This window comes from Kitasatospora sp. SolWspMP-SS2h, from assembly GCF_003259315.1.
Classification (GTDB): domain Bacteria; phylum Actinomycetota; class Actinomycetes; order Streptomycetales; family Streptomycetaceae; genus Kitasatospora; species Kitasatospora fiedleri.
This window is the reverse complement of the sequence record NZ_QLLT01000001.1, coordinates 90,125-116,657: the sequence shown is the minus strand read 5'-3', so window position 1 is coordinate 116,657 and position 26,533 is coordinate 90,125. Positions and strand designations below refer to the sequence as shown.

General features: G+C 74.8%; 22 protein-coding genes. 11 read left to right on the top strand and 11 right to left on the bottom strand.

Features of this window, described 5'->3' with window-relative positions; genetic code table 11:
- Positions 1-170: 170 nt before the first annotated feature.
- Positions 171-1,022, top strand: a complete 852-nt coding sequence (locus tag K353_RS00440; protein ID WP_111551524.1) for an MOSC domain-containing protein — start codon at positions 171-173, stop codon at positions 1,020-1,022.
- 215 nt (positions 1,023-1,237) lie between these two features.
- Here K353_RS00440 and K353_RS00435 read toward each other — a convergent pair whose 3' ends face one another.
- The 6 genes from K353_RS00435 to K353_RS00410 all read right to left on the bottom strand — a co-directional run bounded on the left by K353_RS00435 (position 1,238) and on the right by K353_RS00410 (position 9,730).
- Positions 1,238-2,464, bottom strand: a complete 1,227-nt coding sequence (locus K353_RS00435) for a ricin-type beta-trefoil lectin domain protein (protein WP_111551523.1) — start codon at positions 2,462-2,464, stop codon at positions 1,238-1,240.
- Between the two features lie 186 nt (positions 2,465-2,650).
- Positions 2,651-4,012, bottom strand: a complete 1,362-nt coding sequence (locus K353_RS00430; RefSeq protein WP_111551522.1) for a dipeptidase — start codon at positions 4,010-4,012, stop codon at positions 2,651-2,653.
- The gene (locus tag K353_RS00425; protein WP_111551521.1) at positions 4,009-5,724 is read right to left on the bottom strand and encodes an ABC transporter ATP-binding protein; all 1,716 of its coding nucleotides are present in this window, start codon (positions 5,722-5,724) and stop codon (positions 4,009-4,011) included. Before K353_RS00425 ends, K353_RS00430 begins: the two co-directional genes overlap by 4 nt.
- On the bottom strand, positions 5,717-6,751 hold the full coding sequence (locus K353_RS00420; protein ID WP_233533266.1) for an ABC transporter permease: 1,035 nt from the start codon (positions 6,749-6,751) through the stop codon (positions 5,717-5,719). The genes K353_RS00425 and K353_RS00420 overlap by 8 nt, the downstream gene beginning before the upstream one ends.
- 161 nt (positions 6,752-6,912) lie before the next feature.
- Complete coding sequence (locus K353_RS00415; RefSeq protein ID WP_233533265.1) at positions 6,913-8,004, bottom strand: ABC transporter permease; 1,092 nt, start codon at positions 8,002-8,004, stop codon at positions 6,913-6,915.
- Between the two features lie 43 nt (positions 8,005-8,047).
- On the bottom strand, positions 8,048-9,730 hold the full coding sequence (locus K353_RS00410; RefSeq protein WP_111551518.1) for an ABC transporter substrate-binding protein: 1,683 nt from the start codon (positions 9,728-9,730) through the stop codon (positions 8,048-8,050).
- A gap of 752 nt (positions 9,731-10,482) precedes the next feature.
- Between K353_RS00410 and K353_RS00405 the strand changes: the two genes are divergently transcribed.
- From K353_RS00405 to K353_RS00395, 3 genes are all read left to right on the top strand, one after another.
- The gene (locus K353_RS00405; RefSeq protein ID WP_370447543.1) at positions 10,483-11,052 is read left to right on the top strand and encodes an HNH endonuclease family protein; all 570 of its coding nucleotides are present in this window, start codon (positions 10,483-10,485) and stop codon (positions 11,050-11,052) included.
- A 177-nt stretch (positions 11,053-11,229) separates the two neighbouring features.
- The gene (locus K353_RS00400; protein WP_233533264.1) at positions 11,230-12,462 is read left to right on the top strand and encodes an alpha/beta fold hydrolase; all 1,233 of its coding nucleotides are present in this window, start codon (positions 11,230-11,232) and stop codon (positions 12,460-12,462) included.
- Between the two features lie 172 nt (positions 12,463-12,634).
- Positions 12,635-14,293, top strand: coding sequence for an alkaline phosphatase (locus K353_RS00395; protein ID WP_111551516.1), 1,659 nt, complete (start codon positions 12,635-12,637; stop codon positions 14,291-14,293).
- 158 nt (positions 14,294-14,451) lie between these two features.
- On the opposite strand, the gene K353_RS00390 is transcribed toward K353_RS00395, so the two are convergent.
- On the bottom strand, positions 14,452-14,880 hold the full coding sequence (locus K353_RS00390) for a hypothetical protein (protein WP_146616356.1): 429 nt from the start codon (positions 14,878-14,880) through the stop codon (positions 14,452-14,454).
- 343 nt (positions 14,881-15,223) lie between these two features.
- Between K353_RS00390 and K353_RS00385 the strand changes: the two genes are divergently transcribed.
- A complete protein-coding gene (locus K353_RS00385) occupies positions 15,224-15,904 on the top strand; it encodes a hypothetical protein (RefSeq protein WP_111551514.1) in 681 nt (226 codons plus the stop codon).
- Here the strand turns inward: K353_RS00385 and K353_RS00380 are convergent.
- From K353_RS00380 to K353_RS00370, 3 genes are all read right to left on the bottom strand, one after another.
- The gene (locus tag K353_RS00380; RefSeq protein WP_111551513.1) at positions 15,868-16,209 is read right to left on the bottom strand and encodes a cupin domain-containing protein; all 342 of its coding nucleotides are present in this window, start codon (positions 16,207-16,209) and stop codon (positions 15,868-15,870) included. The genes K353_RS00385 and K353_RS00380 overlap by 37 nt on opposite strands.
- A 74-nt stretch (positions 16,210-16,283) precedes the next feature.
- Positions 16,284-17,045, bottom strand: coding sequence for a signal peptidase I (lepB, locus tag K353_RS00375; protein WP_111551512.1), 762 nt, complete (start codon positions 17,043-17,045; stop codon positions 16,284-16,286).
- A 265-nt stretch (positions 17,046-17,310) separates the two neighbouring features.
- Positions 17,311-20,502: a M28 family peptidase gene (locus K353_RS00370; RefSeq protein WP_111551511.1), complete on the bottom strand. Its 3,192-nt coding sequence runs from the start codon at positions 20,500-20,502 to the stop codon at positions 17,311-17,313.
- Positions 20,503-20,808: 306 nt separating this feature from the next.
- On the opposite strand from K353_RS00370, the gene K353_RS36435 reads away from it, so the two are divergent.
- The 6 genes from K353_RS36435 to K353_RS00340 all read left to right on the top strand — a co-directional run bounded on the left by K353_RS36435 (position 20,809) and on the right by K353_RS00340 (position 25,622).
- On the top strand, positions 20,809-22,344 hold the full coding sequence (locus K353_RS36435) for a helix-turn-helix transcriptional regulator (RefSeq protein ID WP_255410651.1): 1,536 nt from the start codon (positions 20,809-20,811) through the stop codon (positions 22,342-22,344).
- A gap of 149 nt (positions 22,345-22,493) precedes the next feature.
- Positions 22,494-22,922, top strand: a complete 429-nt coding sequence (locus K353_RS00360) for a VOC family protein (protein WP_111551509.1) — start codon at positions 22,494-22,496, stop codon at positions 22,920-22,922.
- Between the two features lie 230 nt (positions 22,923-23,152).
- Positions 23,153-23,416, top strand: coding sequence for a hypothetical protein (locus tag K353_RS00355; protein WP_146616355.1), 264 nt, complete (start codon positions 23,153-23,155; stop codon positions 23,414-23,416).
- A gap of 41 nt (positions 23,417-23,457) precedes the next feature.
- On the top strand, positions 23,458-23,673 hold the full coding sequence (locus K353_RS00350; protein WP_111551507.1) for a hypothetical protein: 216 nt from the start codon (positions 23,458-23,460) through the stop codon (positions 23,671-23,673).
- Positions 23,674-23,990: 317 nt separating this feature from the next.
- On the top strand, positions 23,991-24,902 hold the full coding sequence (locus K353_RS00345; RefSeq protein ID WP_111551506.1) for an SDR family NAD(P)-dependent oxidoreductase: 912 nt from the start codon (positions 23,991-23,993) through the stop codon (positions 24,900-24,902).
- A gap of 138 nt (positions 24,903-25,040) precedes the next feature.
- Complete coding sequence (locus tag K353_RS00340; RefSeq protein WP_111551505.1) at positions 25,041-25,622, top strand: TetR/AcrR family transcriptional regulator; 582 nt, start codon at positions 25,041-25,043, stop codon at positions 25,620-25,622.
- A gap of 28 nt (positions 25,623-25,650) precedes the next feature.
- Here the strand turns inward: K353_RS00340 and K353_RS00335 are convergent, their stop codons facing one another.
- Positions 25,651-26,499, bottom strand: a complete 849-nt coding sequence (locus tag K353_RS00335) for a helix-turn-helix transcriptional regulator (RefSeq protein ID WP_111551504.1) — start codon at positions 26,497-26,499, stop codon at positions 25,651-25,653.
- Positions 26,500-26,533 lie beyond the last annotated feature (34 nt).

Sequence of the window (26,533 nt, the reverse complement as noted above, 5' to 3'; positions counted from 1 at the left end):
CTCGGCGGCGCCGCGGCCTCCGGCCGGCCGAGGCGGTCCGGGGCATCCGTGCGTCGGACGGACCGAGGACCGTCGGCCGCAGAGCTGCCTGACGCAGCTGCTCGGCACACAGCCGCTCGACCGTGACGGGACAAGCCTTGGGGTGGCTGTCGACCGAAGGGGGGCGGCGGATGGCCGGCGTCGCGGAGCTGATCTGCCATCCCGTGAAGGGGTGCGCGGGCACGTCGGCGACCGAGGCGTTCCTGACGCCGGCGGGCCTCGCGCACGACCGCAGCTTCATGGTCGTCGGCGAGGACGGCACCTACCGCACCCAGCGCCGCCACCCCCGCCTCGCCCTGGTCCGGCCCGCCGTCAGCCCCGACGGGACCCGGCTCACCCTCGCCCCGGCCGACGGTAGGGACCGCTTCGGCACGGTGCGCCTCGACGTGACGACGACCGCGCCCCGCCGCGACGTCGACCTGTTCGGCACCGCCTTCCGGGGCATCGACCAGGGCGGCGAAGTCGCCGCCTGGCTCTCGGAGTTCCTCGGCATCCCCAGCCGCCTGGTCCGGGTGCCGTCCCGCGCCTCGCCGGCCCTCCTCGACCGGCGGCTGGCCGAACGGGGTACCCCGCCCCTGCCGGTGAACCGCTTCCGCCCGAACATCGTCGTCGTCGGCAGCCACGGCCACGACTGCGAGGGCCACGACTGCGAAGGCCACGACTGCGAGGGCCACGACTGCGAGGGCCACGGCGACGACTGGGCGGCCGTCCCGCACGCCGAGGACCGGGCGCGCCGCCTCACCATCGGCGCGGACGAGTCGGGCCACGCCAAACTCACGGTGCGCTGCGCCGTCACCCTGGTGGAACAGGAGACCGGGGCGCGCCGGGGTCCGGAGCCGCTGCGCACCCTCGCGGGCTACCGGCGGGCCGCGAGCGGCGGCGTGGTGTTCGGGGCGAAGTTCTCCGTGCTGACACCGGGAAAGCTGTCGGTCGGCGACGAGGTGGCCGTCCGGGAGTGGGGGGACCCCGAACGGGTTTCCTAGGGCCGTCCTCGTACCACCCGCCGTGCGGGCCCGCGTCGAGCTCGCCTCCGCCCGCGTGGAGAACCACGGGGTCTGCGCGGCTGCCGACAGGAGAGCGACGGCCCGCACCACGCGGTGCGGGCCGTCGCCCCCGTGCACTACCTCGTCCGGGCCGGAGGGAACGCCGGGGCGGAGCGCGCTTCAGCCCGCCCTGCCGCCCCCTGCTGCGACGGCCTTCAGCGGAAGGTCCAGACCTGGTTGGGCTGGGTGCCGCCCCCGCCGTAGCAGTCCCAGATCTGCAGCGGGGTGCCGTTCGCGGTGCCCCGTCCGACCGCGTCCAGGCACTTGCCGGAGTTGGGGTTGGTCAGGGTGCCGTTCGCATTGGCCTGCCACTTCTGGGCGCCGAGCCCGTTGCAGCTCCACAGCCGCACCTGGGTGCCGTTGTCGGTGCGGCCGCCCGCGACGTCCAGGCACTTGCCGGACGTGGTGTTGACCAGGGCGCCGTTCGACCAGGTCCACTGCTGGTTGGGCCAGCTGCCCGCGCCGGTGTAGCAGTCGTACAGCTGGACGGGGGTGCCGTCCGCGGTGCCGCCCTCCTGGTCGTCCAGGCAGCGTCCGCTGCCCTGACCCACGATGCTCTTGCCACCGCCGCCGCCACCGCCGTTGTTGCCGCCGCTGCCGTTGGGCGTGTAGGAGAAGGAGTTCACCGCGAGGCCGGGGCCGCCCTGCCAGGGCTCGAAGCCGAACTGGACGCTGGTCATGTACCAGGACGGCTGGAGGTAGCCGCGGCGGATCGAGTCGTCGGTGAAGTCCTTGATGTTCACGGTGATCGCGTTGGTGCCGGACTGGCGCACGTACGAGACGGTGTTCCAGGCGGGGCTGCCGCCCTGCCGGCCCTCCCAGACGTCCCAGGTCGCGCCCTCCAGTGACACCGTGCCGACCTTCGACCCGAACGGCGCCGGCGGGCCCTGGTGGTTGGCCCAGATCATCAGCTCCTCGCCGTCGTTCTGCCCGGTGGGGTTGGGGTGGCTGTCGAACCAGATGTCGTACGCGGCGTCCCAGGACCCGGCGGCGGTGCTGAAGGCGACGCTGGACTGCGGGTTGGTGAACGAGGACACCTGCTGCGGCAGGCCGTTGCCGGTCGAGCAGTTGCCGTAGTGGCAGCCGGCGTAGATGGACGGGTAGGCGGCGGGGGCCCCTCCGGTGCCCACGTTGTGGTTGCCGGTGGTGACCCGGAAGCCGTTGTCGGAGACGTCGATGCACTGCTGGATCGAGTCGCCCCACTCGTTGTTCTGCACGATGTACGCGCCGTTCGAGACGGGGGTGCTGCCGAATGTGTCGCAGATGGTGGTGTTGGCACCGGCCGGGCCGGCCGCGGCCACCGGGAGGACGGTGGCCGCGGCCACCAGGGTGAACGCCGTCAGCGCGGCGCGCAGCGTTCGGACGAGAACGGAACCGGGCACGGAGAGACCTCTCTCGTTTCGCGACGTCGGTCAGGACGCCCAGCGGGTGGTCTGGGAGCGCTCCCACAACGGGCAGGATTCATGAAGCCAGCCGGTCATGTTTATGTCAAGAGTGTTGCCGCGTACAAGAGTTGAACCGGTCCCGCGCGAACCGGAGCCCCCGGGCTCGGCGGTGCGGAACGACCTTCAGGGCCAGAGCGGTTCCTCGGCCCGGCGTTCGGCCTCGCGCAGCACCCGCAGCACGTTGCGGCCGGTCAGTGCCTCCAACTCCGTTGCGGACCAACCGCGTTCGGCCAGTTCGTTCAGGAGGCGGGGGTAGCCGGACACGTCGGGCAGGTCGACCGGCTGCCGGTCGACGCCGTCGTAGTCGCCGCCGAGGCCGATGTGGTCCGGGCCCGCGACCTCCCGGGCGCGCTCGACGTGGTCGGCGACCTGGGCGGCGGTGGCCTCGGGGCGCGGGTGGGCGTCCAGCCAGCGCTTGAGCTCGGGCGGCGGGGGACCGCCCGGACCGGCGGCGAAGGCGGCGGCGACCTCCCCGGCCACGGCGGCCGGGCTCTCGCCCGGGGCCGGGTGGCGGGGCCAGCTCCAGGACGCCGGGGGCAGGTCGAGGCGCTCCCGTTCGGCAGCCAACTCGGCCCGCCAGGAGGAGACTTCGGGCGAGATGAAGTCGGGCACGAAGGTCAGCTGGACCACCCCGCCGTTGGCCGGGAGCAGCGCCAGGACCTCGTCGGAGACGTTGCGCGGATGGTCGTTCACGGCGCGGCAGGAGGAGTGGCTGAAGATCACCGGGGCGGTGGAGGCGGCCAGGGCGGCCCGCTGGGTGGACTCGGCGGTGTGCGAGAGGTCGACCAGCACGCCGATCCGGTTCAGCTCGGCGACCACGGCCAGCCCCGCCGCCGAGAGGCCGCCGACACCGGGGGAGCCGGGGTCGGTGGCGGAGTCGGCCCACGTCGTGTGGTGGTTGTGGGTGAGCGTCAGGTAGCGGACGCCCAGCCGGGCGTAGGCACGCAGCACGCCGAGCGAGGAGGCCAGCGAGTGGCCGCCCTCGATGCCGAGCAGCGAGGCGATCCGGCCGTCGGCGATCGCCGCCTCGACCTGGCCGGCCGTCACGGCCAGGCGAAACTGCCCCGGGTAGTGGGCGATCAGCCGGTGGGTCAGGTCGATCTGCTCCAGGGTGGCGACGGCGGCCACCGGTTCGGGCAGGTCGGAGGGGACGTAGACCGACCAGAACTGCGCGCCGACCCCGCCCGCGCGCAACCGGGCCAGGTCGGTGTGGAGTTCGGGCCGGTGCCGGTCCAGCTCGGCCACCGAGCCGCCGCTGCGGGCCCGCAGGGCGACCGGCAGGTCGTTGTGGCCGTCGAACACCGGGCTGCGGCGCAGGACCTCCCGGACGACGGCCTGCGGGGAACCGGCCGGCGGGGAACCGGCCGAACCGGCGGAATCGGCGGAGCCGTCGGAACCGGTGGAACTTTCAAGGTGGGCCGGGTCGGCGGGGCTCGGATCGGCGGAGCTCGGATCGGCAGGGCCCGGTGCGGTGCGGTCCGTCATGGGGCGGTGGCTCCTGTTCGCGGGAGGGGGAGGGGGCGGGCGGCGCGCCGCCGGGCCTGGCGGTCCGGGTCGGGCACCGGCAGCGAGGCGATCAGCCGCCGGGTGTACGGGTGCTGCGGGTCGCCGAGCACCCGGGCGGTGGGCCCGGACTCGACCACCCGGCCGCGGTGCAGCACGGCGACCCGGTCGGCCACCCGCTCCACCACGGCCAGGTCGTGGCTGACGAACAGGGCGGCGAAGCCCAGCTCGCGCTGGAGCCGGGTGAACAGCTCCAGCACCTGCGCCTGCACCGAGACGTCCAGCGCGGAGGTCGGCTCGTCGGCGATCACCAGCGCCGGGTCGAGGGCCAGCGCCCGTGCCAGCGAGGCGCGTTGGCGCTGGCCGCCGCTGAGTTCGTGCGGGTGCCGTTCGGCCGTCCCGGCCGGCAGCCGGACCTGCTCCAGCAGCTCCCGGACGCGCGCGGCGACGGCGGCCCCGTCCAGCTCGGGCCGGTGCACCCGCAGCGGTTCGGCCACGCAGGCGCCGATGGTCAGGTGCGGGTTGAAACTGGTGGCCGGGTCCTGGAAGACGTAGCCGAGCCGGCCGCCGCGACCGGCCGCGGTGCCGCCGGCGCGGCGGCGCGGGCCGGTGCGGAGCGTCTCGCCGAGGACGCTGAGGGTGCCGCCGCTGACGGCGGTGAGCCCGGCGAGGGCGCGCCCGATGATGGTCTTGCCGCTGCCGCTCTCGCCGACCAGCCCCAGCACCTCGCCCGCGCCGATCTCCAGGTCCACCCCGTCCACGGCCCGGAACGCCCGGCGGCCCGGCCGCCCCTGGTACTCGACGGTCAGGCCGCGGGCCGCGACCACCGGTGGGACGCCCCCGTCGGCGGGCCGGGCCGGTCGGGGCGCCGCCTTCCCGAAGTCCGGTACCGCCGAGAGGAGCTGGACGGTGTACGGGTGCTGCGGCGCGGCGAACAGCTCGCGGACGGGGGCCTGCTCCACGATCCGGCCCTCGCGCATCACCGCGACGCGGTCGGCCAGGTCGGCCACCACCCCCATGTTGTGGGTGATCAGCAGCAGCGCCGTGCCCAACTCGTCCCGGCAGCGGCGCAGCAGGTCGAGGATCTCGGCCTGCACGGTCACGTCCAGCGCGGTGGTGGGCTCGTCCGCGACCAGCAGCCGGGCCCCCAGGGCGAGGGCCATCGCGATGACGGCGCGCTGCTGCTGACCGCCCGACAGCTGGTGCGGGTAGTGGCCGGCCCGCCGCTCGGGCTCGGGGATGCCGACCTGCCCCAGCAGTTCGACCGCGCGGGCGCGCCGCTCGGCGCGGGTGCCCCGGCCGTGCGCGCGCAGGCCCTCGGTGAGCTGCCAGCCGATCGGGTGCACCGGGTTCAGCGCGGTGGCGGGCTCCTGGAAGACCATGGCCGCCGCCGTCCCGCGCAGCGCCCGCAGCGTGCGGCGGTCCGCGGTCAGCACGTCCACCGGCCCGGCGTCCCCGTGGTCGAGCAGCACCCGTCCCCGGGCGGCGGCCGACTCGGGCAGCAGCCCGAGCACGCTGCGGGCGGTGACGGTCTTCCCGCTGCCGCTCTCGCCGACCAGCGCCACCGCCTCCCCGGCCGCCACCGACAGGTCCACGCCCCGGACGGCGAGGGCCGGCCCGCTGTCGGTGGCGAACGACACGTGCAGGTCCTCGATCCGGAGCAGCTCCGTGGGCGGCGTCTCGGGCTCAGGCACGGCTCTGCTCCGGGGTGTCGGCGAGCGGGACGGCGGGCGGGGCGGGCGCGACCGCGGGCGGGGCGGTGGGCACGTCGACGACCGCGTCGACGACCGCCGGGGCGGCGGCGACCGGCGCGGCGGTCCCGGCGGGGGCGGTGCGCGGCGCCCGGCGGCGGCGCAGGCGCGGATCGGCGAGGTCGTTGAGGCTCTCGCCCAGCAGGGTCACGCCGAGGACGGCGAGGACCGTGGCGGTGCCCGGGGCGAGTGCCGTCCACCAGATGCCCGAGGTGACGTCGGGGACGGAGCGGTTCAGGTCGTAGCCCCACTCGGCGGCGGAGTTGGGCTCGATGCCGAAGCCGAGGAAGCCGAGGCCGGCCAGGGTGAGGACGGACTCGGCGGCGTTCAGCGTGAGCAGCAGCGGCAGGGTGCGCACCGAGTTGCGCAGCACGTGCCGGAACATGATCCGCAGGCGGCCGGTGCCAATCACCCGGGCGGCCTCCACGAAGGGCTCGGCCTTGACCCGCAGCACCTCGGCGCGCACCACCCGGAAGTACTGCGGCACGAAGACCAGCGCCACCGAGCAGGCCGCCGCCGTCAGGCCGCCGACCAGGCTGGAGCGCCCGCCGCTGATCACGATGGACAGCACGATGGCCAGCAGCAGCGAGGGAAAGGCGTACAGCGCGTCGGCGACTCCCACCAGCAGCCGGTCCGGCCAGCCGCCCAGGTACCCGGAGACCAGGCCGAGCAGGGTGCCGGGCAGCGCCGACAGCACCAGCGAGAGCGCGATGACGGCCACGGCGGTCCGGGTGCCCCACAGGGTGCGCGCGAGCACGTCGTAGCCGCCGACGGTGGTGCCCAGCGGGTGGCCGTGGCCGGGCGGCTGCTGCGAGCCGAACAGCTCCCCGCCGTCCTGGAGTTGGGCGTGGCCCCAGGGCGCGAGCCAGGGCGCGAGGAGGGCGGTGAGGAGGAACAGCGCGGTGAGCCCGGCCCCCGCCAGCAGCATGCCGCGCTGGAGGCCGACGCTGCCGCGCACCCGCTGCGGCACCAGCCGGGACACCAGCCGCCGGGACGGCCAGGACGGACGGTCCGCACCGGACGGGCGGTCCGCACCGGACGCACGGCCCGCACCGGGCGGACGGGACGGCTCGGAGGAACGGGACGGCTCGGGCGGACGGGACGGCGGGGACGTGCGGGACGGCTCGGACATCAGTACCTCACCCGGGGGTCGATCAGCGCGGCCAGCGCGTCCACCAGGAAGTTGACCACCGCGACCACCACCGCGAACAGCGCGACGATGCCCTGGACGGCGACGAAGTCGCGCACGGTCAGGTAGTGGGCCAGCTGATAGCCCAGGCCCTTCCACTCGAAGGTGGTCTCGGTGAGCACCGCCCCGCCGAGCAGCCCGGCCACCTGGAGGCCGAGCACCGTCACCACCGGGATCAGCGCGGGCCGGGCGGCGTGCCGGGTGACCAGGCGCAGGCCGCCGACGCCGCGCGAGCGCGCCGCCGCCACGTACTCGGTGTCCAGGGTGGCGATCAGGTGGGTGCGCACCAGCCGCAGCAGCACGCCGGCCAGCAGCAGGCCGAGGGCCAGCCCGGGCAGCACGCCGTGCCGCAGCACGTCGGCCACCGCCGCGCCGTCGCCGCTGCGCACCGCGTCGACCAGGTAGAGGCCGGTGGTGCTGGACAGGTTCTGCAACTCCAGTTCGACCTGGATCGAGGCGCGGCCGGAGACCGGCAGCCAGCCGAGCCCGACCGCGAAGACCAGTTTGAGCAGCAGCCCGACGAAGAAGACCGGCGTGGCGTAGCCGAGGACGGCGGCCAGGCGCAGCACGGCGTCCGGGGCGCGGTCGCGGTGGCGGGCCGCGACCGCGCCCAGCGGGACGCCCACGGCGACGGCCACCAGCAGGGCCCAGCAGGCGAGTTCGAGGGTGGCCGCGCCGTAGGTGCGCAGCACCGCGGAGACGGCCTGGTTGTCGGTGGCGGTGCGGCCGAAGTCGCCGGTAGCGGTCTGCCGCAGGTAGTCCAGGTACTGGGTGAGCAGCGGCCGGTCGTAGCCGGCCGCGTGCAGTTTCTGCTGGAGCTGGGCTGGGGTGAGCCGGTCGGCGAAGGCGGTGGTGACCGGGTCGCCGGTGGCCCGCATCAGGAAGAAGACCGTGGTGAGCAGCAGGAAGACGGTCGGGACGACGAGCAGGAGGCGGACGGCCAGGTAGCGGGCCAGCGGCGAGCGGAGCACAGCCGACAGGGGTCGGCCGTGCTCCTGGCGTCCGCGTCCGCCCAGGGGTGGGGCGAGCGTCATGGCGGGATCTCTCGGGTGCTCGGGGTGCGCCGGTCGGCGGGGGTCAGCTCTTGCTGAGCTCGGCCCAGCGGAACCGGTAGGCGCTGTTCAGCCGCTCGGGCACGCCCTGCACGCCGGCCCGGGTGACGATCGCGGTGGACCCCTGGAGCAGCGGCAGCAGCGGCACCTGCGCGGCGGTGGCGTCCTGCACCTGCTCGATCTGCCGGGTGCGGGCGGCCGGGTCGGTCTCGGTCTCCTCCTGCTTGATCAGGGCCTGCACGGCCGGGTCGTCGTAGCCGCTGTTGACCCAGCTGTCGTGGGAGAAGAACGAGCCGACGTAGTTGTCGGCGTCCAGGTAGTCGGCGTACCAGCCGAGCTGGTAGAGCGGGTAGAGGTCGGCGACCCGGTCCTTGCCGTACTGGGACCACGCGGTGGACTGGAGGTCGACCTTGAACAGGCCGGTGGCCTCCAGCTGGGTCTTGACCAGGGCGTACTCGTCGGCCGAGGAGGAGCCGTAGTGGTCGGTGTTGTACTGGAGGTGGAGGTCGACCGGGGTGCTGACGCCGGCGGCGGCGAGCACGGCGGCGGCGGCGTCCTTGGCGGGTCCGCCGTTCTTGTCGCCGTAGAGCTTCTTGAAGGACGGGGTGGCGCCGGTGATGCCGTCCGGCACCGAGGTGTAGAGCGGCTCGAAGGTGTTCTTGTAGACCTGTGAGGCGAGTTGGGCCCGGTCGACGGAGTGGGCGACGGCCTGCCGGACGGCGAGCGCCTTGGCCGGGTCGGCCTGGCCGGTCGCGCTGCCGTAGGGCTGGGTCTTGAAGTCGAAGACCAGGTAGCGGATGCCGTTGCCGGAGCCGGTGTGGACGGTGACGTCCTTCTTGCCGGAGAGGTCCTGGAGGTCGGCGGTGGGCAGGGTGCGGTAGACGGCGTCGATGCCGCCCTGCTGGACGTCCAGCTTCAGGTTGTTCGGGTCGGTGTAGTACTTGAGCCGGACCTGCGCGGTCTTCGGCGTGCCCAGCTGGCCCCGGTAGGCGGAGTTGGCCTCGAAGGCGACGAGCGAGTTCTTGGCGTAGCTGGTGATGCCGTAGGGGCCGTCCCAGGGCCTGCCCTTGACCACGGCGTCGTCGTCGAGGACCTTGTCGGCGGGGAAGACCTCCTCGTCCAGGACGAAGCCGGCGCCGGTGGAGAGCACCTGCGGGAAGAGGCTGTCGTCGGCCGACTTGAGGGTGAACACGACCGTGGCCGGGTCCGGGGCGGCGACCGAGGCGAGGTTGTAGAGGAGCGAGGACGGGCCGTTCTTGTCGGCGATCCGCAGCTGCCGGTCGAAGCTGAACTTGACGTCGGACGAGGTCAGATCGTGGCCGTTGGCGAACTTCAGGCCGGGCTTGAGGGTGGCCGTGTACTGGGTGGGCGCGGTCAGCTTGACGTCGGTGGCCAGGTTCGGCGAGACGTCCGAGGTGCCGTTCCTGGCGCTGAGCAGCGGGGAGTAGACCTCGTCCGCGATGGTGCCGGAGCCGGCGTCCCAGGAGCCCGCCGGGTCGAGGCTGACGATCTGGTCGGTGGTGCCGATGGTCAGCACGGAGGCCGCGCCGCCGCCGGAGGCGGAGCCGCCGGCCTTGGCGCTGGTGCAGGCGGTGGCGGAGACCAGGACGGCGGCGCTCAGCGCGAGCGCGGTGGTGGCGCGTCGGCGGGGCGCCGGGGTGGGTATGGCGACGGTCGAACGGCCGTGTCGGGCAGGGGACTTGTGCATGGACGGTCTCCGGGTTCGCGGGTGCGCGGGTGCGGCGGCGGTCGCCGGCGGCGCGGCAGCGGCGCGGGCGCGGGACGCGGCGGGCACGCTGGACGCGGGGCGGGCGCGGGGCCTGGTGAGCGGCGGGACGGGCGCCGCCGGGCCGCCGGTGGGCGGGGGGCGGCTGTCGTGCTCAGCGACAGAGCGAACTGGAGACCATGAGCAGGTCGATGTGGCGGCGGCTGTACAGAGCCGTGGGCACCCTCGTCCTCCCGGTCGTGGTCGGTCCGGGCGTGGCACCGGAACTCGTGGCGAGGCACGAAGGTAGATCAACGGCCGGGGCCGGTCAAGGGGAGCGGTCGGCGCTCCGGGGGTGCTCCACCGGTCGCATGGCGAGCCGCAACTCTCCTGATTAACAAAATAGTTGATCGAGCATCAGGCAGTGCTGCCGGGGCCGTTCCGGTGGCGGGCGTTCACCTCGCGTGCCGTGATCGCCACACGGTGGCAATGCAATCTTCACGACACGGTATCTACCCGCATAGACAATCGGCTGCCACGCTGGCTCGGAACCGGGGGCAGGGCCCAACGCGCCTTCCCGCAGCGCCACTTGCGCGCCGCCCTGCCCTGCTCCGCCCTGCCTTGCCCTGCCCGCTGCGCCACACCTGTTGCCCCCGTCCCCCGTCGAGTCCAGGAGTACCCCCGTGCCGAATCGTTTCCTCCGCCGTTTCGCCGCCTTCGCCACCACCTCCGTCCTCGCCGCCGGAGCCGTCACCATCGGCACCGGCACCGCCGAGGCCGCGCTGCCCACCCCGGTCTCCGCCGCCACCGCCCGCAGCTACCTGGCCCAGCTGACCGTCAAGGCCGAGAACCGCACCGGCTACGACCGTGACCTGTTCCCGCTCTGGATCACCATCTCCGGCACCTGCAACACCCGCGAGACCGTGCTCAAGCGCGACGGCTCCGGCGTGGTCACCGACGCCAACTGCGCCGCCACCTCCGGCACCTGGTTCTCCCCGTACGACGGCGCCACCTGGCACGCCGCCTCCGACCTGGACATCGACCACCTGGTGCCGCTCGCCGAGGCCTGGGACTCCGGCGCCTCCGCCTGGACCACCGCCCAGCGCCAGGCCTTCGCCAACGACCTGACCCGCCCCCAACTGCTCGCCGTCACCGACAGCGTCAACCAGGCCAAGGGCGACAAGGACCCGGCCGAGTGGCTGCCCTCGGTGACCGGCTACCGCTGCACCTACGTCCGGGCCTGGGTGCAGGTGAAGTACTACTACAAGCTGTCCGTGGACAGCGCCGAGAAGACCGCGCTCACCAACGTCCTCAACGGCTGCTGAGCGCCACGCCGTTCGGCCCGGACCGTCCGCGCGGAACCCCGCGCGGACGGTTTGGGCGTTTGCGCACGCGAATGACCGAAATGTCCGATCGGCGCGCCTTCGTCCTGGTCAACGCGGTTCTCCGGCATCCTTGCTGACGGAACGACGGACGGCTGGACACGGGTGGAGGGCTGACGGATGGACAGGCGGAGCTTCCACCGGGCGGGGGTCGCGGCCGGCGCCGGGCTGTTCACGGCCGCGGCGGGCGGACGGGCCTACCCGGCCCAGGAGTACGGAGCCCAGGCGTACGGGCCCCAGGCGTACGAGGCCCAGGGCTACCCGGCACCGGCCTACGCGGTGCCGACGTACGAGACGCACGGGTACGAGACCCAGGGGTACGGGGCGCACGGCTACCCGGCACCGGCGTACATGGTGCCGGCCTACTCGGCACCGGCGCACCCGGCGCCCGCGTACGTCGTGCCGCCGCGCACGGCGCCGTACGGGGCGGTGCTCTCGGACGGGCTGGCGGTGCCGTGGACGCTCAGGCAGGTGGTTGCCGGGGACCTGAACGTCTGCTACGCGGAGTGCGGCCCGCCCGACGGCCCGGTGGTGGTCTGCCTGCACGGCTGGCCCTACGACATCCACAGCTTCGCCGAGGCGGCCCCGCTGCTGGCGGCGCGCGGCTACCGGGTCCTGGTGCCCTACCTGCGGGGCCACGGCCGGACCAGGTTCCGCTCCGAACAGATCCCGCGCAACGCCCAACAGGCCGCCGTCGCCCGGGACCTGATCGCCCTGCTGGACGCGCTCGGGGTCAGCAGCGCCCTGCTGGCCGGATTCGACTGGGGCGCCCGGACGGCCGCGATCGTCGCCGCGCTGCGGCCCGACCGGGTCAAGGCCCTGGTGTCGGTGGGCGGCTACCTGATCACCGACGTCCACGCCCAGGCCGACCCGCTGGGCGCGGAGGCCGAACACGCCTGGTGGTACCAGTACTACTTCACCACCGAACGCGGACGCCGCGCCCTGCTCGACCGCCGGCTGCGCCGCGACCTGTGCCGGCTGGTGTGGCAGACGGTCTCGCCCGGCTGGCAGTTCGAGGAGCAGGTCTTCGACCGCACCGCCACCGCCTTCGACAACCCCGACTACCCGGAGATCGTGGCGCACAACTACCGCTGGCGGCTGGGCCTGGCCGGCGGCGAACGCCGCTACGACGCCGACGAGCGGCGGCTCGCCGACCGGCCGGTGATCACCGTGCCCGCCGTGGTGCTCGACCCCGCCCTCGACCCGTTCACCGCGCCCGGCCGGGGCCGCAGCTACCGCGACCGGTTCGTCGGACCGTACCTGCACCGCACCGTCGACGGCGTCGGCCACAACCTGCCGCAGGAGGCGCCCGGCGAGTTCGTCCGGGCGGTGCTCGACGCCGACCGGCTGTGAGGGCCGACCGGCGGACGGGGGCGGGCGGCGGACGGGGCGGGCGGGCCTGGGGCGTGGGGCTCCGTGGGGCTCCGTTGGGCTCCGTTGGGCTCCGCGTCACCGGGTGAAGGATTGACGAACAGTCAGACCGCCCCCTGGACAAGCCGTTACCCGTCGGTAAGTCTCGGGTGACGTGACCGACACCACCAACGCCACCGCCGCGCCCCGTCCGCCGCGCCGCCGGGTGATCCAGGCCGCCGCCCTCACCGCCGGGGCCCTCGCCCTGCCGCTCACCGCCCCGGCCGGCCGGGCCGACGCCGCCGACACCCCCCGGTTCCTGCACGGCGTCGCCTCCGGCGACCCGCTGCCCGACGGCGTCCTGCTGTGGACCCGCCTCACCCCCACCGCCGACGCCCTGCCCGGCTCCGGGCTCGGCCCCGACACCGCCGTCCGCTGGCAGCTCGCCACCGACCGGGACTTCACCACCGTCGTCGCCACCGGCGCCGTCACCACCGGCGCCGCCACCGACCACACCGTCAAGGCCGACGTCCGCGGCCTGCGGCCCGACACCGCCTACTGGTACCGCTTCCTCGCCGACGGCGCGACCTCCCCCGTCGGCCGCACCCGCACCACCCCCGCCGCCGACGCCGCCCCCGACCGGCTGCGCCTGGGCGTCGCCTCCTGCGCCAACTGGGAGGCCGGCTACTTCGCCGCCTACCGCCACCTCGCCGCCCGCGGCGACCTGGACGCCTTCCTCTTCCTCGGCGACTACATCTACGAGTACGCGAGCGGCGCGTACGGCACCCGCGGCACCGTGGTGCGCCCGCACGCCCCCGCCCACGAGATCCTCACCCTCGCCGACTACCGCACCCGGCACGGCCGCTACAAGACCGACGCCGACCTCCAGGCGCTGCACGCCGCCGTCCCCACCATCGCGATCTGGGACGACCACGAGTTCGCCAACGACGCCTGGTCCGGCGGCGCCGAGAACCACACCCCCGGCACCGAGGGCGACTGGTCCGCCCGGGCCGCCGCCGCCAAACAGGCGTACTTCGAGTGGATGCCGGTGCGCCCGTCCGTGGCCGGCACCACCTACCGGCGGCTGCGCTACGGCAAGCTCGCCGACCTGCACCTGCTCGACCTGCGCTCGTTCCGCTCCCAGCAGGCCGCGGTCGGCGACGGCCGGGTCGACTCCGCCGACCGCACCCTCACCGGCCGGGCCCAACTCGACTGGCTCAAGGCCGGGCTGGCCGCCTCCGACACCACCTGGCGGCTGGTCGGCAACGAGGTGATGATCTCCCCGGTGGCCTTCCTCTCGCTGCCCGACCACCTGCTCCGGCCGCTCGCCCAACTGCTCGGCCTGCCCGGCGAGGGCCTCGCCGTCAACGTCGACCAGTGGGACGGCTACACCCACGACCGGCGCGAACTGCTCGCCCACCTCAAGGACCACCGCATCACCAACACCGTCTTCCTCACCGGCGACATCCACTCCGCCTGGGCCTGCGACGTCCCCTTCGAGGCCGCCACCTACCCCGCCTCCGGCAGCGCCGCCACCGAGTTCGTGGTCACCTCGGTCACCAGCGACAACATCGACGACATCCTCAAGGTCGCCCCCGGCACGCTCTCCCTGGTCGCCGCCGCCGCGATCCAGGCCGCCAACCGGCACGTCAAGTGGACCGACCTCGACTCGCACGGCTACGGCGTCCTCGACATCACCCCCGAACGCGCCCAGATGGACTACTACGCCCTCTCCGACCGCACTAGGACCGACGCCACCACCCGCTGGACCCGCTCCTACCGCACCCGCACCGGCACCCAGCAGGTCGAGCGCGCCACCTCCCCGGTCGCCTGACGCACGGTCCGCCGAGTACCGTCCGCCGAGTACCGTCCGCCGAGCGCTGCCCGTCGGGCCGCGCTCGGCGACGCGGGCTCCCGACAAGGGGTGAGAACCCGCTGCCCGCGCATCCGACGGCAGGCCGGTCGGCGAGAGACCGGCCCGGCGCCCCGGCGTCAGCCGGTGTTCGCCGCGGGGCTGCGGCCCGTGGCGGCATCCGTCGCTCCGGCGTGCCACGCCGTCTCGACCAGCCACGCGTGGAAGTGCTCGAACGACAGTGCGCGGGACGCCGGCGCATCCGGCTGGAACGCGCCCGCCGGGAAGAACACCGCGCGGCAGCCCCGGCACAGCCAGGCCCTCTGCCAGATCGCGTGCGCCAGTTGCCACTGCTCGTCGGAGAGCGGCCGCCCGCCCGCCGTCCGGCGGCGGTCGGCCGAACGGCGCACCCACCAGGCCACCCAGCAGAGGGCCGCCGTGAACGCGGCCGAAAGGAGGACGACGGGCAGATCGCCCGCCGTCCGTCCGGCCGCCGGCCAGATCAGCGTCACGAGGGCGCGCAGGGTCGACAGGGTCGAGAACGCGGCGAACACGAGCAGGATCGTCATCCCGCCGCTCCTGCGGGTCGACTCGGACGGCGCCTCCAGCAGCCTGCGGGTCGGCCGGTCCAGCGGGGCGTCGTGGTCCCGCAGGGCTGCCGGGACGGGCACGGTGCGGTCGGCCAGCGAACACGAGGGGCAGGTGGCGGCCATCGGCAACGGCTCCAGGGCGTCGGGTGCCGTGCGGGGCGCGCAGGGGCAGGGGGAGGCGGCAGGTCGGTCAGCATCATAGGCCCACCGGGAGGCGGGCGCGGCACCTGGCGGACCGCCGGATAGGGTCGCAGGCACACCGCCAGTCCCTACCGCGGCAACTCCCTTCCCGCGCAAGGCCGAAGAGAGGCACCACCCACCCGTGACCGGCGCACCGCACCCGCTGCTGGCGTACTTCCTGGCCGCCGCCGACGGCCGCTTCCCGCCCGCGGACGGGCGGGTGACGGTGCTGCCGCCGCTGCCCGGCGGGCTGGAGTGCTCGGTGGCGTTCACCGGGCACGCCGTCGTCGCCACCGCCCTGGACGCGCGCCGGGTCGCGGACGGCGGCGCGGACGGCTACGGGGGCTCGCTCGACCCGCGCTTCCTGCTGCGCCTGGCCGGGCCGGACGGCTGGATCGGCGTCACCGACGCCACCCTCACCGCCCGCGCCACCGGCGGCCCGCCCCGCCTCGGCCCGCTGCCCGGCCTCGACGACCACCCGCGGGTCCGCTTCGCCCGCTCCCAGCGCACCCGCGTCACCGTCCACGGCGACGGGCGCGGACTGGTCACCCTCGCCCACGGCCTGGCCGGCCGCCACGAACTCAGCGTCGAACTGCACGACACCCGCCCCGATGCCCGCTCCGACGGCCGGGGCCACGGCCGCACCCTGCTGCGCGACGCCCTCACCCTGCTCCCGGCCGGCACCCCCGTCTTCGCCGCCGTCGCCCCGGGCAACGCCCGCTCCCTGCGCGCCTTCCTCGCCGCCGGCTTCACCCCCGTCGGCGGCGAGGTCGTCCTGCGCCCCGGTCAGGCCAGGTCGTCGGGGCCGGGGACGCCGCCGTAGGCCGGGGCGAAGAGGACCAGGGCGACCAGGTCCTCGGTGATGTCGTGGAAGCGGTGCGGTTCGCGGGCCGGAACGAAGAGCGAGCTGCCGGGGCCGACGTCGACGGTGCGGTCGCCGGAGGTGAAGCGGGCGCGGCCCCGGGTGACGACGTACACCTCGTCCTGGAGGTGCGGCGACTGGTCGTCGGCGGAGCCCGCCGGGAGCGAGTAGGTGCCGAAGCTCAGGGCGGGCACGCTCAGGTGCTCCGCGTAGTGGGGGGAGCCGTCCGGGGCGGGGCGGAAGTGGCCGCTGTCGATGATCTCCATGACGGCCGATCCTCGCACGGGGGACGTGCGTCGGGGGAGGGCGGCGGGGAATGCGGCCGGGGTGGTGGGCGGGGTCAGCCGAGGCGGGCGAAGGTCGCGGGGACCGGCAGGGTGGTCCAGCGGCCGAGGGGCCAGAGCAGGACGCGGGCGCGGCCGATCACGTCGCCGACCGGGAGGAAGCCGCCCGCCGGGTTGTGGAGCTGCTGGTAGCGGGAGTCGAGCGAGTCGTTGCGGTGGTCGCCCATCACCCACAGGAACCCCGCCGGGACCTTGACCGTGCCGACCGGGAAGTCGTCGCAGGGGGTGGAGCCCGGGTACAGGTAGGGCTCGTCCAGGGCGGTGCCGTTGACCCTCAGGGGCTGGCCCGCGTCGCACTCGACGGTGTCGCCGCCAACCGCGATCACCCGCTTGATCAGGTCCTTCTCGTCGGCGGCGGGCATCAGCCCGAGGTGGCTCAGCACCCCCTGCACGACGCCGCCGGAGCCGGCCGGCCCGGTCAGCCAGCCGCCCGGGTCGCGGAAGACCACCACCTCGCCGCGGTGCGGCTGCTCGCCCAGCCAGGGACTGAACTTGTCGACCGCCACCCGGTCGTCCTTCTGCAGGGTGCCCATCATGGAGCCGGACGGGATGACGAACACCTGCACCAGGAAGGTCTTGACCAGCAGCGACAGCAGCAGCGCCGCGAACACGCAGCCCGCCACCGTCCGCCCCCGGGAGGGGCCGAGCCCCCGGCGCAGCCGCTGCTGCCACCCGGAGCCGGGCGGGGCGACTGCGGACGAGGTGCCGTCGGCGGAGGTGCCGTCGGCCGAGGTGCCTTCGGTGGCTGCGGTGGTCACGGCGGCTCCCGGGGCGGACGGTGGCGGGCTGCGGGCGATGGCGGCTGACAGGCCGACAGGTCGACAGGTCGACAGGTCGGTCGGAACGGCCGTCATCGTACGTGCACCGTGGGTGTGTGCGGCGTAAGGTGACGCGCCCTCGTTCACCCGCGTCCGGCCCCCGGACGCGGGTGTGCCGCGACCGGTACCCCACCGGTCGCGGCACACCCGCTCACGTGCGCACGTGCGCACTCACCCGCTCGCGCCGCTCACCGGCGCCCGGCGGCTACAGGCGCTGCCACAGGGCCGGGACGACGTCGGGCGTCCAGGTGCTCTGCGAGGTGTGGGCCTGCAGGCACCGGTAGCTGACGCCGTTGTAGGTGACCACGTCGCCGGCCTTGTAGGCCACGCCCGCGGCCCAGGTGCCGCCGCCGGTGCCGCCGCCGTTGACCACCAGGGTGTAGCCGGTGCCGTGGGTGGCGGAGGGGCCGGTGCCGGTGACCGTGATGGTGTAGGTGCCGGCCGGGGTGGTGGCGGAGGTGGAGACCGTCAGGGTCGCGCTGCCGCCGCTGGTGACGGAGGACGGGCTGAACGAGACGGTGGCGCCGGACGGGGCGCCGCTCGCGGTCAGCGCCACGCTCTGCGCGCTGCCGGAGCTGGTCGAGGTGGCGACCGTGGCGGTGGCCGCCGAACCGGCCTGGACGGTGCCGGTGGCCGGGTTCACCGCGAGGGTGAAGTCGTCGGCCGGGGTGGTCGTGCCGCCGACCGAGGTCTTCCAGATCGCGTACGCCACCCCGTCGGCGTTCCGGTTCAGCACCGTCGCGTCCACGTTGGAGGTGGTGTCGCACGCGGAGTGGTAGCAGGAGTCGTAGGCGCGGTTCGCGGTGCCGCCCCACTTGGCGGCCTGCGCCGCCGTCTTGACGGCGCTGGCGCCCGCGGCGTAGCCCGAGGTCGGGATGCCGCCCTGCTGGAAGGAGTAGTCGTCGGAACGGCCCTGGCCCTCGACGTTCTCCTCCGGCCGGAGGTTCAGCGAGTCCCAGTACGCCTTGAGCGGCGCGGCGGCGGCCGAGTCGAGGTTGTTGACGAAGTAGCCGGCGTTGGGGGAGCCGACCATGTCGAAGTTGTAGTAGCCCTTGATCGCCGAGCGCTGGGCGGAGGAGAGCCGGCCCACGTAGTACTGCGAGCCCTGCAGGCCCTGCTCCTCGCCGGCCCACCAGGCGAACCGGACGTGCCGGCTCATGGTGGGGTTCTGCTGCGCCAGCACGAGCGCGTTCTCCAGCAGGACGGCCGAACCGGAGCCGTTGTCGTTGATGCCGGGGCCGGCCGCGACCGAGTCCAGGTGCGCGCCGAACATGGTGACCTGGTCGGACGGGCCGCCCGGCCAGTCGGCGATCAGGTTGTTGGCGGTGTAGGTGCACGAGGTGCAGGTCTGCTCGGTGACGGTGTAGCCCGCCGCCTGGAGCCGGCCCTTCACGTACGCCAGCGACTGGGTGTAACCGGCGCTGCCGGCCCGGCGGTTGCCGCCGTTCTGCTGCGCGACCGAGTACAGCTGGCCCAGGTGCGCCTGCACGTTCGCCACGTCGATGTCGGGCGCCGAGCCGCCCGGGTCGCCCCCGCCGCCGACCGTCAGCTGGTACTGCGCGGTGTGGGTGGCCGGACCGGAGCCGGTCACCGTCAGGGTGTAGCTGCCCGCCGGGGTGTTCGCGCCGACGCTGACGTTCAGCGTCGCCGAGCCGCCGGACTGCATGGTGGACGGGGAGACCGTCGCCGTGGTGCCGGACGGCGCGCCGGTCACGGCCAGCGAGACGTTCGCCGCCGAGCCCGCGGTGACGGCCGTGGAGACGGTCGCGCTGGTCGAGCCGCCCGCCTGGACGGTGCCCGCGGCCGGGTTCAGCGCCAGCGAGTAGTCGCTGGTCGGGGCCGCCGCGCAGGTCGGGTCGCCGGTCTGGGCCGGGACGCTGACCGCGTCCCAGGCGGCCTTGGCGCGGTTGAAGAAGGTGCAGGTCGGATCGAGGTTCTTGGCCGCGGTCAGGGTCGCGGTCCGGTACTTCCTGTACGTCATGCCGCTGGTCTTGAGCAGCATGCCGCCGTAGAAGACCCGCCCCGCGTCGCGGATGCCGAGGCCGGTGACGGACGAGGAGTTGCAGGTCGGGCTGGACGGCTTGCCGCCGCCCGGGCTGGAGCCCTCCGCCAGCAGGTAGAACCAGTGGTTCAGCGGGCCGGCCGCCGCGTGCTCCTCGGTGTTCGGGATCGAGGCCGAGTAGCAGTTCGGGTTGCCGGAGACCTGCGAGGGGTTGTACATCACCCGGATCGGGCCCTGCCCGACCAGGTTGATCATCTCGCCGACCGTGTAGTCCGGGGAGTCGTACGGGGCCGGCTCGTCGGCGTACGCCTCGGTCAGCGCGCCCATGATGTCGCCGGTCGCCTCGCCCAGGCCGGACTCGTTGTTCGCGCCGCCCGGGGTGTACTGGTCGATGCCGTGCCCGAACTCGTGGCCCACCACGTCGATCGCCGCGATCCACTCGTTGGACTGGCTGTGGCCGATCGAGATCGACGAGCCGTCCCAGTACGCGTTGACGTCGTTCAGGCCGACCTTGACCGGCCAGCTGCCGCCGTTGCCGTTGTGGCCGTTGCGGCCCAGCCAGTCCCGGAGCATGTCCCACTCCTTCTGCGCCGCGAACATCGCGTCGGCGCAGCCGGTCTCCTTGGAGGTGGCGGCCCCGGTGCCCCAGGAGTCGGTGGACTTGGTGAAGACCTGGCCGGTCGAGTAGTCGGCGCAGCTCAGGCCCGGGCGGCCCGGGTCGCGCAGCGCGTACGAGCCGCCCGAGCCGGTGGTGTTGATGGTCAGGCCCGCCGGGCCGTTCCACTTGCTGTTGACGGTGCCGGCCCGGACGTCGTCGTACCGGTCGGCGACCTCGCCGGTCACCGCGTCCACGAACACGTGCAGGTGGCTGGGCCGGTCCGCGGTCGCACCGGTCAGCACCGACTCCCAGGCCAGCCGCGAGGTGCCGTCCTTGACCCGCACCACCAGGCGCGGGGCCTCGGCCGAGTCGACCCTCGCCAGCTCGGCGCGGGCCGTCCTGGCCGCGGCCGCCGCACTCACCTTCGCCGCGGTCGGCACGCCGACCGGCCCGGACGCGGCGTTCTGCACCGCCCGGACCCGGCCCTGGCCGTCGGCGAGCACCACCGCGTCGCCGCCGACCACCGGCAGACCCCGGTAACTGCGCTCGTAGGAGACCGAGTACAGGCCGTTCAGGAACGGGGTGACGGCGCGGCGCTCGTAGCTCTCGTCCGGGCCCTTGGACAGTGCGTCCGACCCTGCCGACGCCGCCAGGTCCGCCGCCGAGACGGCGGCGGCCAGCGGGGTGGGGGCGAGCGGGGCGGGGGGAGGCGCGGCGTTCGCCTGTCCGGCGAAACCACCGAGCACGCCTCCCAGCACGGCCAGGGTGGTGCCGGCGGTCAGCAGTCTGCGTTTCATCAGAGCTCCTCAGCTCCTCGGATGTGGGGGTGCCCGGAACCCTCACACTGCCGCCATGGCCCGGTCAACGGACCTGACAATCCCCGCAGCGGGATGGCACATTCCGTCAAATACATTGATGAGAAAGGGAATTGACCTGCCATAGGCAAGGGTCCGGAGCACTTCGGGCCAGGGTCACGGCAAGGGCGGTGACGGAGAAGAGGTACAGACCACACCATGTACGGGCCCGCCCCGGCCGGGTACCGTCTCGACGGCAGGAGCGTTCGACGGCAGGGACGGAAGCGCAACCGGGGGAGGTGTCGGCGCGTGCTGGGAGCACCCGACCCGGTCGAACTGCCGGACGGCGGGAGCTGGCAGGAGTTCGGCGCCCTGCTGCGCCACTGGCGCCGCGACGCCGGCTGGACCCAGGCCCAACTCGGCGCCGCCGTCGGCTACGACCACACCGCCGTCAGCCGGCTCGAACACGGCATCCGCCGCGCCACCCCCCGACTGGTCCGCCGGATCGACGAACTCCTCGGCAGCAGCGGTGCACTCACCCGCTGCTACCACCGCGCCGAGAGCGCCGAAGGCGGCCGCCCCGCCCTCCCCCCGCACCTGCTGCGCCCCCCACTGCCCCCCGGCACCGGGCCCCTCCCCGTCGGACCCGCCACCGCTCCCGCCGACGACTGCCCCGCCACCCTCCCCGGCTACGACGTCCAGTGCCCGCTGCACGGCGCCGCCGGCTGCCACCTCCCGCCCCCCGCCACCGCCGTCGCCCTGCACGCCGCGTTCTGCGCCGATCCCGCCGCACCCCTCGACACCGACACCGTGCACGCCCTCGCCGCCGTCCTCGGCGCCCAGCTCAGCGGCGCCGAACGGGCCATGGCCGGGCCGGCGGCGGGAGGCCGGGATCCGGGCGAACCGGGTCCGGGCGAACCGGGTCCGGGAGAACCGGGTCCGGGAGAACGGGGTCCGGGGGAGCGGGGTCCGGGGGAGCGGGGGTTCGGCGGGAGCGGACCGGGCGCCGTGATCGAGGGCACCCTGCGCGCCGTCGTCGCCCGGCTCGCCGACGCCCCCGCCCGGCACCGCCGGGTCCTGGCCCGCCTCGCCGCCGAGTACGCCCACGCGGCGGGCAGCCTGCGCCTGCACGGCGGACGCCCCGCCACCGCGATGGCCTGCTTCGACCGCGCCCTCGGCTGGGCCGCGCTGGCCGGCGACGCCACCACCCAGGTCGCCGCCCTCAGCGACATGGCCGTCCTCGGCCTGCTCGACGACGACCCCGCCTCGGCCGGCGACTACGCCCGCGAGATCCGCCGCGCCGCCCCCGGACGCCACTGGTCCGACGCCCTCGCCACCCTCGGCGAAGCCCGCGCCACCGCCCTCGCCGGCGACGTCCGCGCCACCGTCCGGCACCTCGGCCGCGCCCGCCAGCACCTCGACCGGCCCGTCACCGCCGTCGACACCGAGGCGCACGTCCCCTGGCTCGCCCCCGCCGCCCTGCGCCTACGCGTCGAATCCGGCTCCTCCGCCGCCCTGCGCGACCTGGCCGCCGCCACCGCCGACCCCCGCCTCGCCCACCGCGCCCTGACCGCCGCCACCGCCGCACTCGACCTGCTCGGCGACGACCGGCTCCCCGCCGCCCGCGCCATGCTCACCGTCCGGATCGCCGACTGCCACCTCTGCGCCGACGACCCGCACACCGCACTCGCCGCCCTCACCCCCGTCCTCGACACCGACGGCACCCCGCTCCCCGCCCTGGTCCGCCACGAACTCCGCGGCCTGCGCACCCGCCTCGCCGCGGGCGCCGACCGCTGGGGGCCGGGGGCGGCGGAGGCGGTGGCGCGGGTGGGGTCGGCGATCTGACCGCTGCCGCGCGGGCGGTGCCGGTGGGGCGGGGATGTCCTGACGGACCGGCACCCTGACGTACCGTCAACCAGTCCGGGAAGGCCGCCGGCGGTCGGCCCCGCCGATATTCGGACGACCCCGACCGGGCCCGCTGTTAGGGTGACCCGATGGCAGTGCTCAGACAGTTCCAGGTCACCTTCGACTGCGCCGAACCCGCCCGCGTCGCCCGCTTCTGGTGCGAGGTGCTGGGCTACGAGTCCCACCCGCCCAAGGGCTTCGACAGCTGGGAGCGGTACGAGGACTCCCTCCCGCCCGCCGAACGCGGCTCGTGGTCCGCCTGCACCGACCCCACCGGCGTCGGCCCCCGCCTCTACTTCCAGCGCGTCCCCGAGGGCAAGACGGTCAAGAACCGCGTCCACCTCGACGTCCGGGTCGGCACCGGCCTCCTCGGCGAGGAACGCCTCGCCGCCCTGGAAGCCGAATGCACCCGCCTGCTCCCCCTCGGCGCCGTCCGGGTCCGGCTGCTGTACGACGGCGGCGACGACTCCTGCATCGTCATGCAGGACGTCGAGGGCAACGAGTTCTGCATCGACTGACCCCCCCGTCCCCGCCTCCGGCCCGACGAGCGGGGGCGCCGACCGGACAGGGTGAACACCCCCCCGATGCACGCGGCCCTGCCCGCCCCGGCCGGAGGAACTCGACCCGGACCTGGACACCGGCCGTCTCCGCACCGGACTCGCCGTGCCCGGCCCGATCGCGGGGGGAGTGGCGGACGCCTCCGGTGGGGAGGGGTACGGTCGAGGCAGACGCACGGGAGGGCAGGGGCATGACGGCGACAGCGGAGACCGGGGCGTTGCGCGTGCCGCGCAGCATCAACGGCATCGAGCAGGCGCTCACGTACGAGGAGCGGGCCCGGTTCTACGGCGAGCTCGGGCCCGTCGAGGAGCCGGCGGACCGGGAGGCCGTGATCACCACGTGGTGGCTGCGGGCCATGTCCGGCGCCTACGGGAGCGATCGGAGCGGGTTCCGGGCGGCGGTCGCGCCGGTGCTCGCCACCGGGCGGGCGCAGCAGGCCGGGGCTGCCGCGTGAGCGGTTGGCGGATATGGCTCCAGGACCAACCCGCGCACACCATGGTCGCGATCTCGAAGGCGGACGACATCCTCTTCGCGCTCGTCACCGCCTCCCTGGTGCTTCTCGACGACCGGGCCGGCAGCCCCGTCGACGAATGGGGCGACCTGCGCAACGTCGTCCTGGCGCCCTCCGTCACCGCCGAGGTCTTCGTCAACCCCGAGCAGCGCACCATCGACGTGGTGCGCCTGGTCTGGCTCCCCGGCTTCGACGACTGACCGGCCGCCGAGTCCGGTAGGCCCCAGGCCCGTTCGAGCTCCGCGCCCACCTCGCCCCCCACCCGGCCCGTCGGCCACGGCGACGGCGCGACGTTCGAGTTCACCCCCTCGTCACCGGTGGCACCGTGCTGCCCGGCGGCGACTGGAGCGGCACCCGCGGCCCGGTCCGAGGAGCGCACCGCGATGATCCGGGTGGACGCGCCGCGCTGAGCGGGCCGGTGCCGGGCGGCCGGAAACAGAAATCGGATAGGTCATCCACTTGTGCTACCGTCCTGCACAAGGGGATGGCCTATCCGATTTTCTGAGTGGAGGAGCCCATGGGGAAGACAGCCGTGGTCACGGCGGGCACCGGCGGCATCGGCCTGGAGACCGCGCTGGGGCTGGCCGCCGCCGGATTCGCCGTCACCGTGGTCGGCCGCGACGCCGGACGCGGAGCCGGGGCGGCGGAGCGGATCAACGCGGAGCGGCCCGCGCGGCCCGCCCGGTTCCTCGCCGCCGACCTGGCCTCGCTCGACCAGGTCCGCGCGCTGGCCGACACGATCGCCGCCGAGCGGGTGGCGTCGGGAGAGCCGTTGACGGTGCTGGTCAACAACGTGGGGGCGATGTTCGCCCGGCGGCAGCGGATCGACGGCGTCGAGGCGTCGTTCGTGGTCAACCACCTGTCGCCGTACCTGCTGACCGAACTGCTGCTGCCCACGCTCACCGACGGGGCGCCCAGCCGGGTGGTGAACGTGACCTCGGCCGCGGTCGGCGTCGCCAGGCGGGTGTTCGACGCCGTCGAGCCGCCGGGCGGCTACTACGGCTTCCACTGGTACGGGCGGGCCAAGCTGGCCAACCTCGCGTACACGCTCGACCTGGCGAAGCGGCTGGCGGGATCGGGCGTGTCGGTCTTCGCCGCCGACCCCGGCGGCGCCGCGACCGCGATGACCGACGGCACCCTGACCGACCCGAGGATCGTCTCCCCGCCGCTGCGGCTGCTGTGGCCGCTGGTGCGCCGCCGGTTCGAACGCTCCACCTCCGGCTCCGCGTCCGTGGCCGCCCGGCCCTCGATCACCGCCGCCACCGACCCCGCGCTGGCCGGCCGGACCGGCCTCGTCCTCGGCCCCCCGGCCGTTCCCGTCGCCCCGTTCCGCGCCGCGACCGACCCCCGGACCGCCGCCGCCGTGCGCCGGCTCAGCGAGGCCCACGCCCCCGTCGCCGCCCCCGCGCGCACGGAACGCCGCGACTGAGCCCCGCACCGGCCGCCGCAGTCCAAGGGCCGCAGTCCGTCCGGGACCGCCCGGAACCGTCCGGAACCGCCCGGGACCGTCCGGATAGGATCGCCGGACCGGCCCCGCGCACCGCGACGAGCAACCTGGACACGCCCCATGACGACCCCACCGCTGCGCAAGGACGCCGCCCGCAACCGGGAGCGGATCGTCGCGATCGCCCGCGACCTGGTCGATCAGGGCACCCCGTTGCAGCTCAACGACGTCGCCCGCCGGGCCGGTCTCGGGGTCGCCACCGTCTACCGGCACTTCCCCACCCCCGAGGCGCTGCTGGAGACCGTCGCCGCCCCCTGCCTGGAGGACCTGGTCGGCCACGGCGCGCAGGCCCTGGCCGACACCGACCCCTGGCGGGCCCTGGGGAGCTTCCTGGCCCGCGTCGTCGAGGCGCAGCTCACCGACGCCGCGCTGCCCCCGGTCGCCGCCGCCCCCGCCGACGCCCTGCCGCGGACCACGGAACTCAAGGAGTCGCTCGCGTCGGCCGGCACCGCGCTGCTCGACCGGGCCCGCGACGCCGGAGCCGTCCGCCCCGACCTCGCCGCGCGCGACCTGGTCCCGCTCATGTGCGGCATCGCCCACGCCGTGAACGTCCACGGCGGCACGCCCGCCGGCAGGGCCGAAACCGCCCGCCGCTACCTCGACACCCTGCTCGAAGGCATCCGCCCCGCGCCGTCGCACGCCTGACGCCCCGGGGGCCGGAGCGCGGGGGCGGTTACTCCCGGGTCCGGACGTCCGCCGGGTCGCGGGGGCTCTCGGTCTCCGCGGCCAGGCCCGCGAGGAGACGCAGGCCGTCCTCGGAGGGGCTGCCGGGGGCGGCGGAGAGGACCAGGAGCTCCACGCCCGAGCCGTCCGGCAGGGAGAAGTTCTCCTGGTGCAGTTCGAGCAGCCCGACCAGGGGGTGCCGGTACGCCTTGCGGCCGTGGGTGCGGGCGCGCACGTCCGCGCGGGCCCACAGGCGGCGGAAGCGTTCGCTGCCCATCGACAGTTCGCCGATCAGGGAGGCCAGCCGGGGGTCGTCCGGGTACTTCCCGGCGGCCAGCCGCAGGTGGCCGACCACGTCGAGGGTGCAGCTCTCCCACTCCGCGTAGAGGCCGCGCTCGCCCTCCTCCAGGAAGATGTGCCGGGCGGTGTTCAGGTTCTCGGCGGGCCGGCCGTAGAGCAGCCCGGCCATGCGGTTGCGGGCGAGCACGTCCATCCGGTGGTCCATGATGATCGCGGGCGCGTCGGAGACCATGCCCAGGACGCGCAGCAGCTCCGGCCGGATCCGCCCGGTCGGCGCCTTCGCCCGGCGCCGGGGCTGCCGGGCCAGCCGGTGCAGGTGCTCCTGCTCCGTCGCGTCCAGGCCCAGCACCCGCGCCAGCGCGTCCAGCACCTGCTCGGAGGGCTGGGTGGCCCGCCCCTGCTCCAGGCGCACGTAGTAGTCGACGCTCACCCCGGACAGGTGCGCGACCTCCTCGCGCCGCAGCCCCGCCACCCGCCGACGGCTGTCGGTGGGGATGCCGGCCGCCGCCGGGTCGACCCGGGAGCGCCGGGTCCGCAGGAAACCCGCGAGATCGTCCATGGGCCCAGTATCGCCCGGCCCCGCCCCCGGCCGG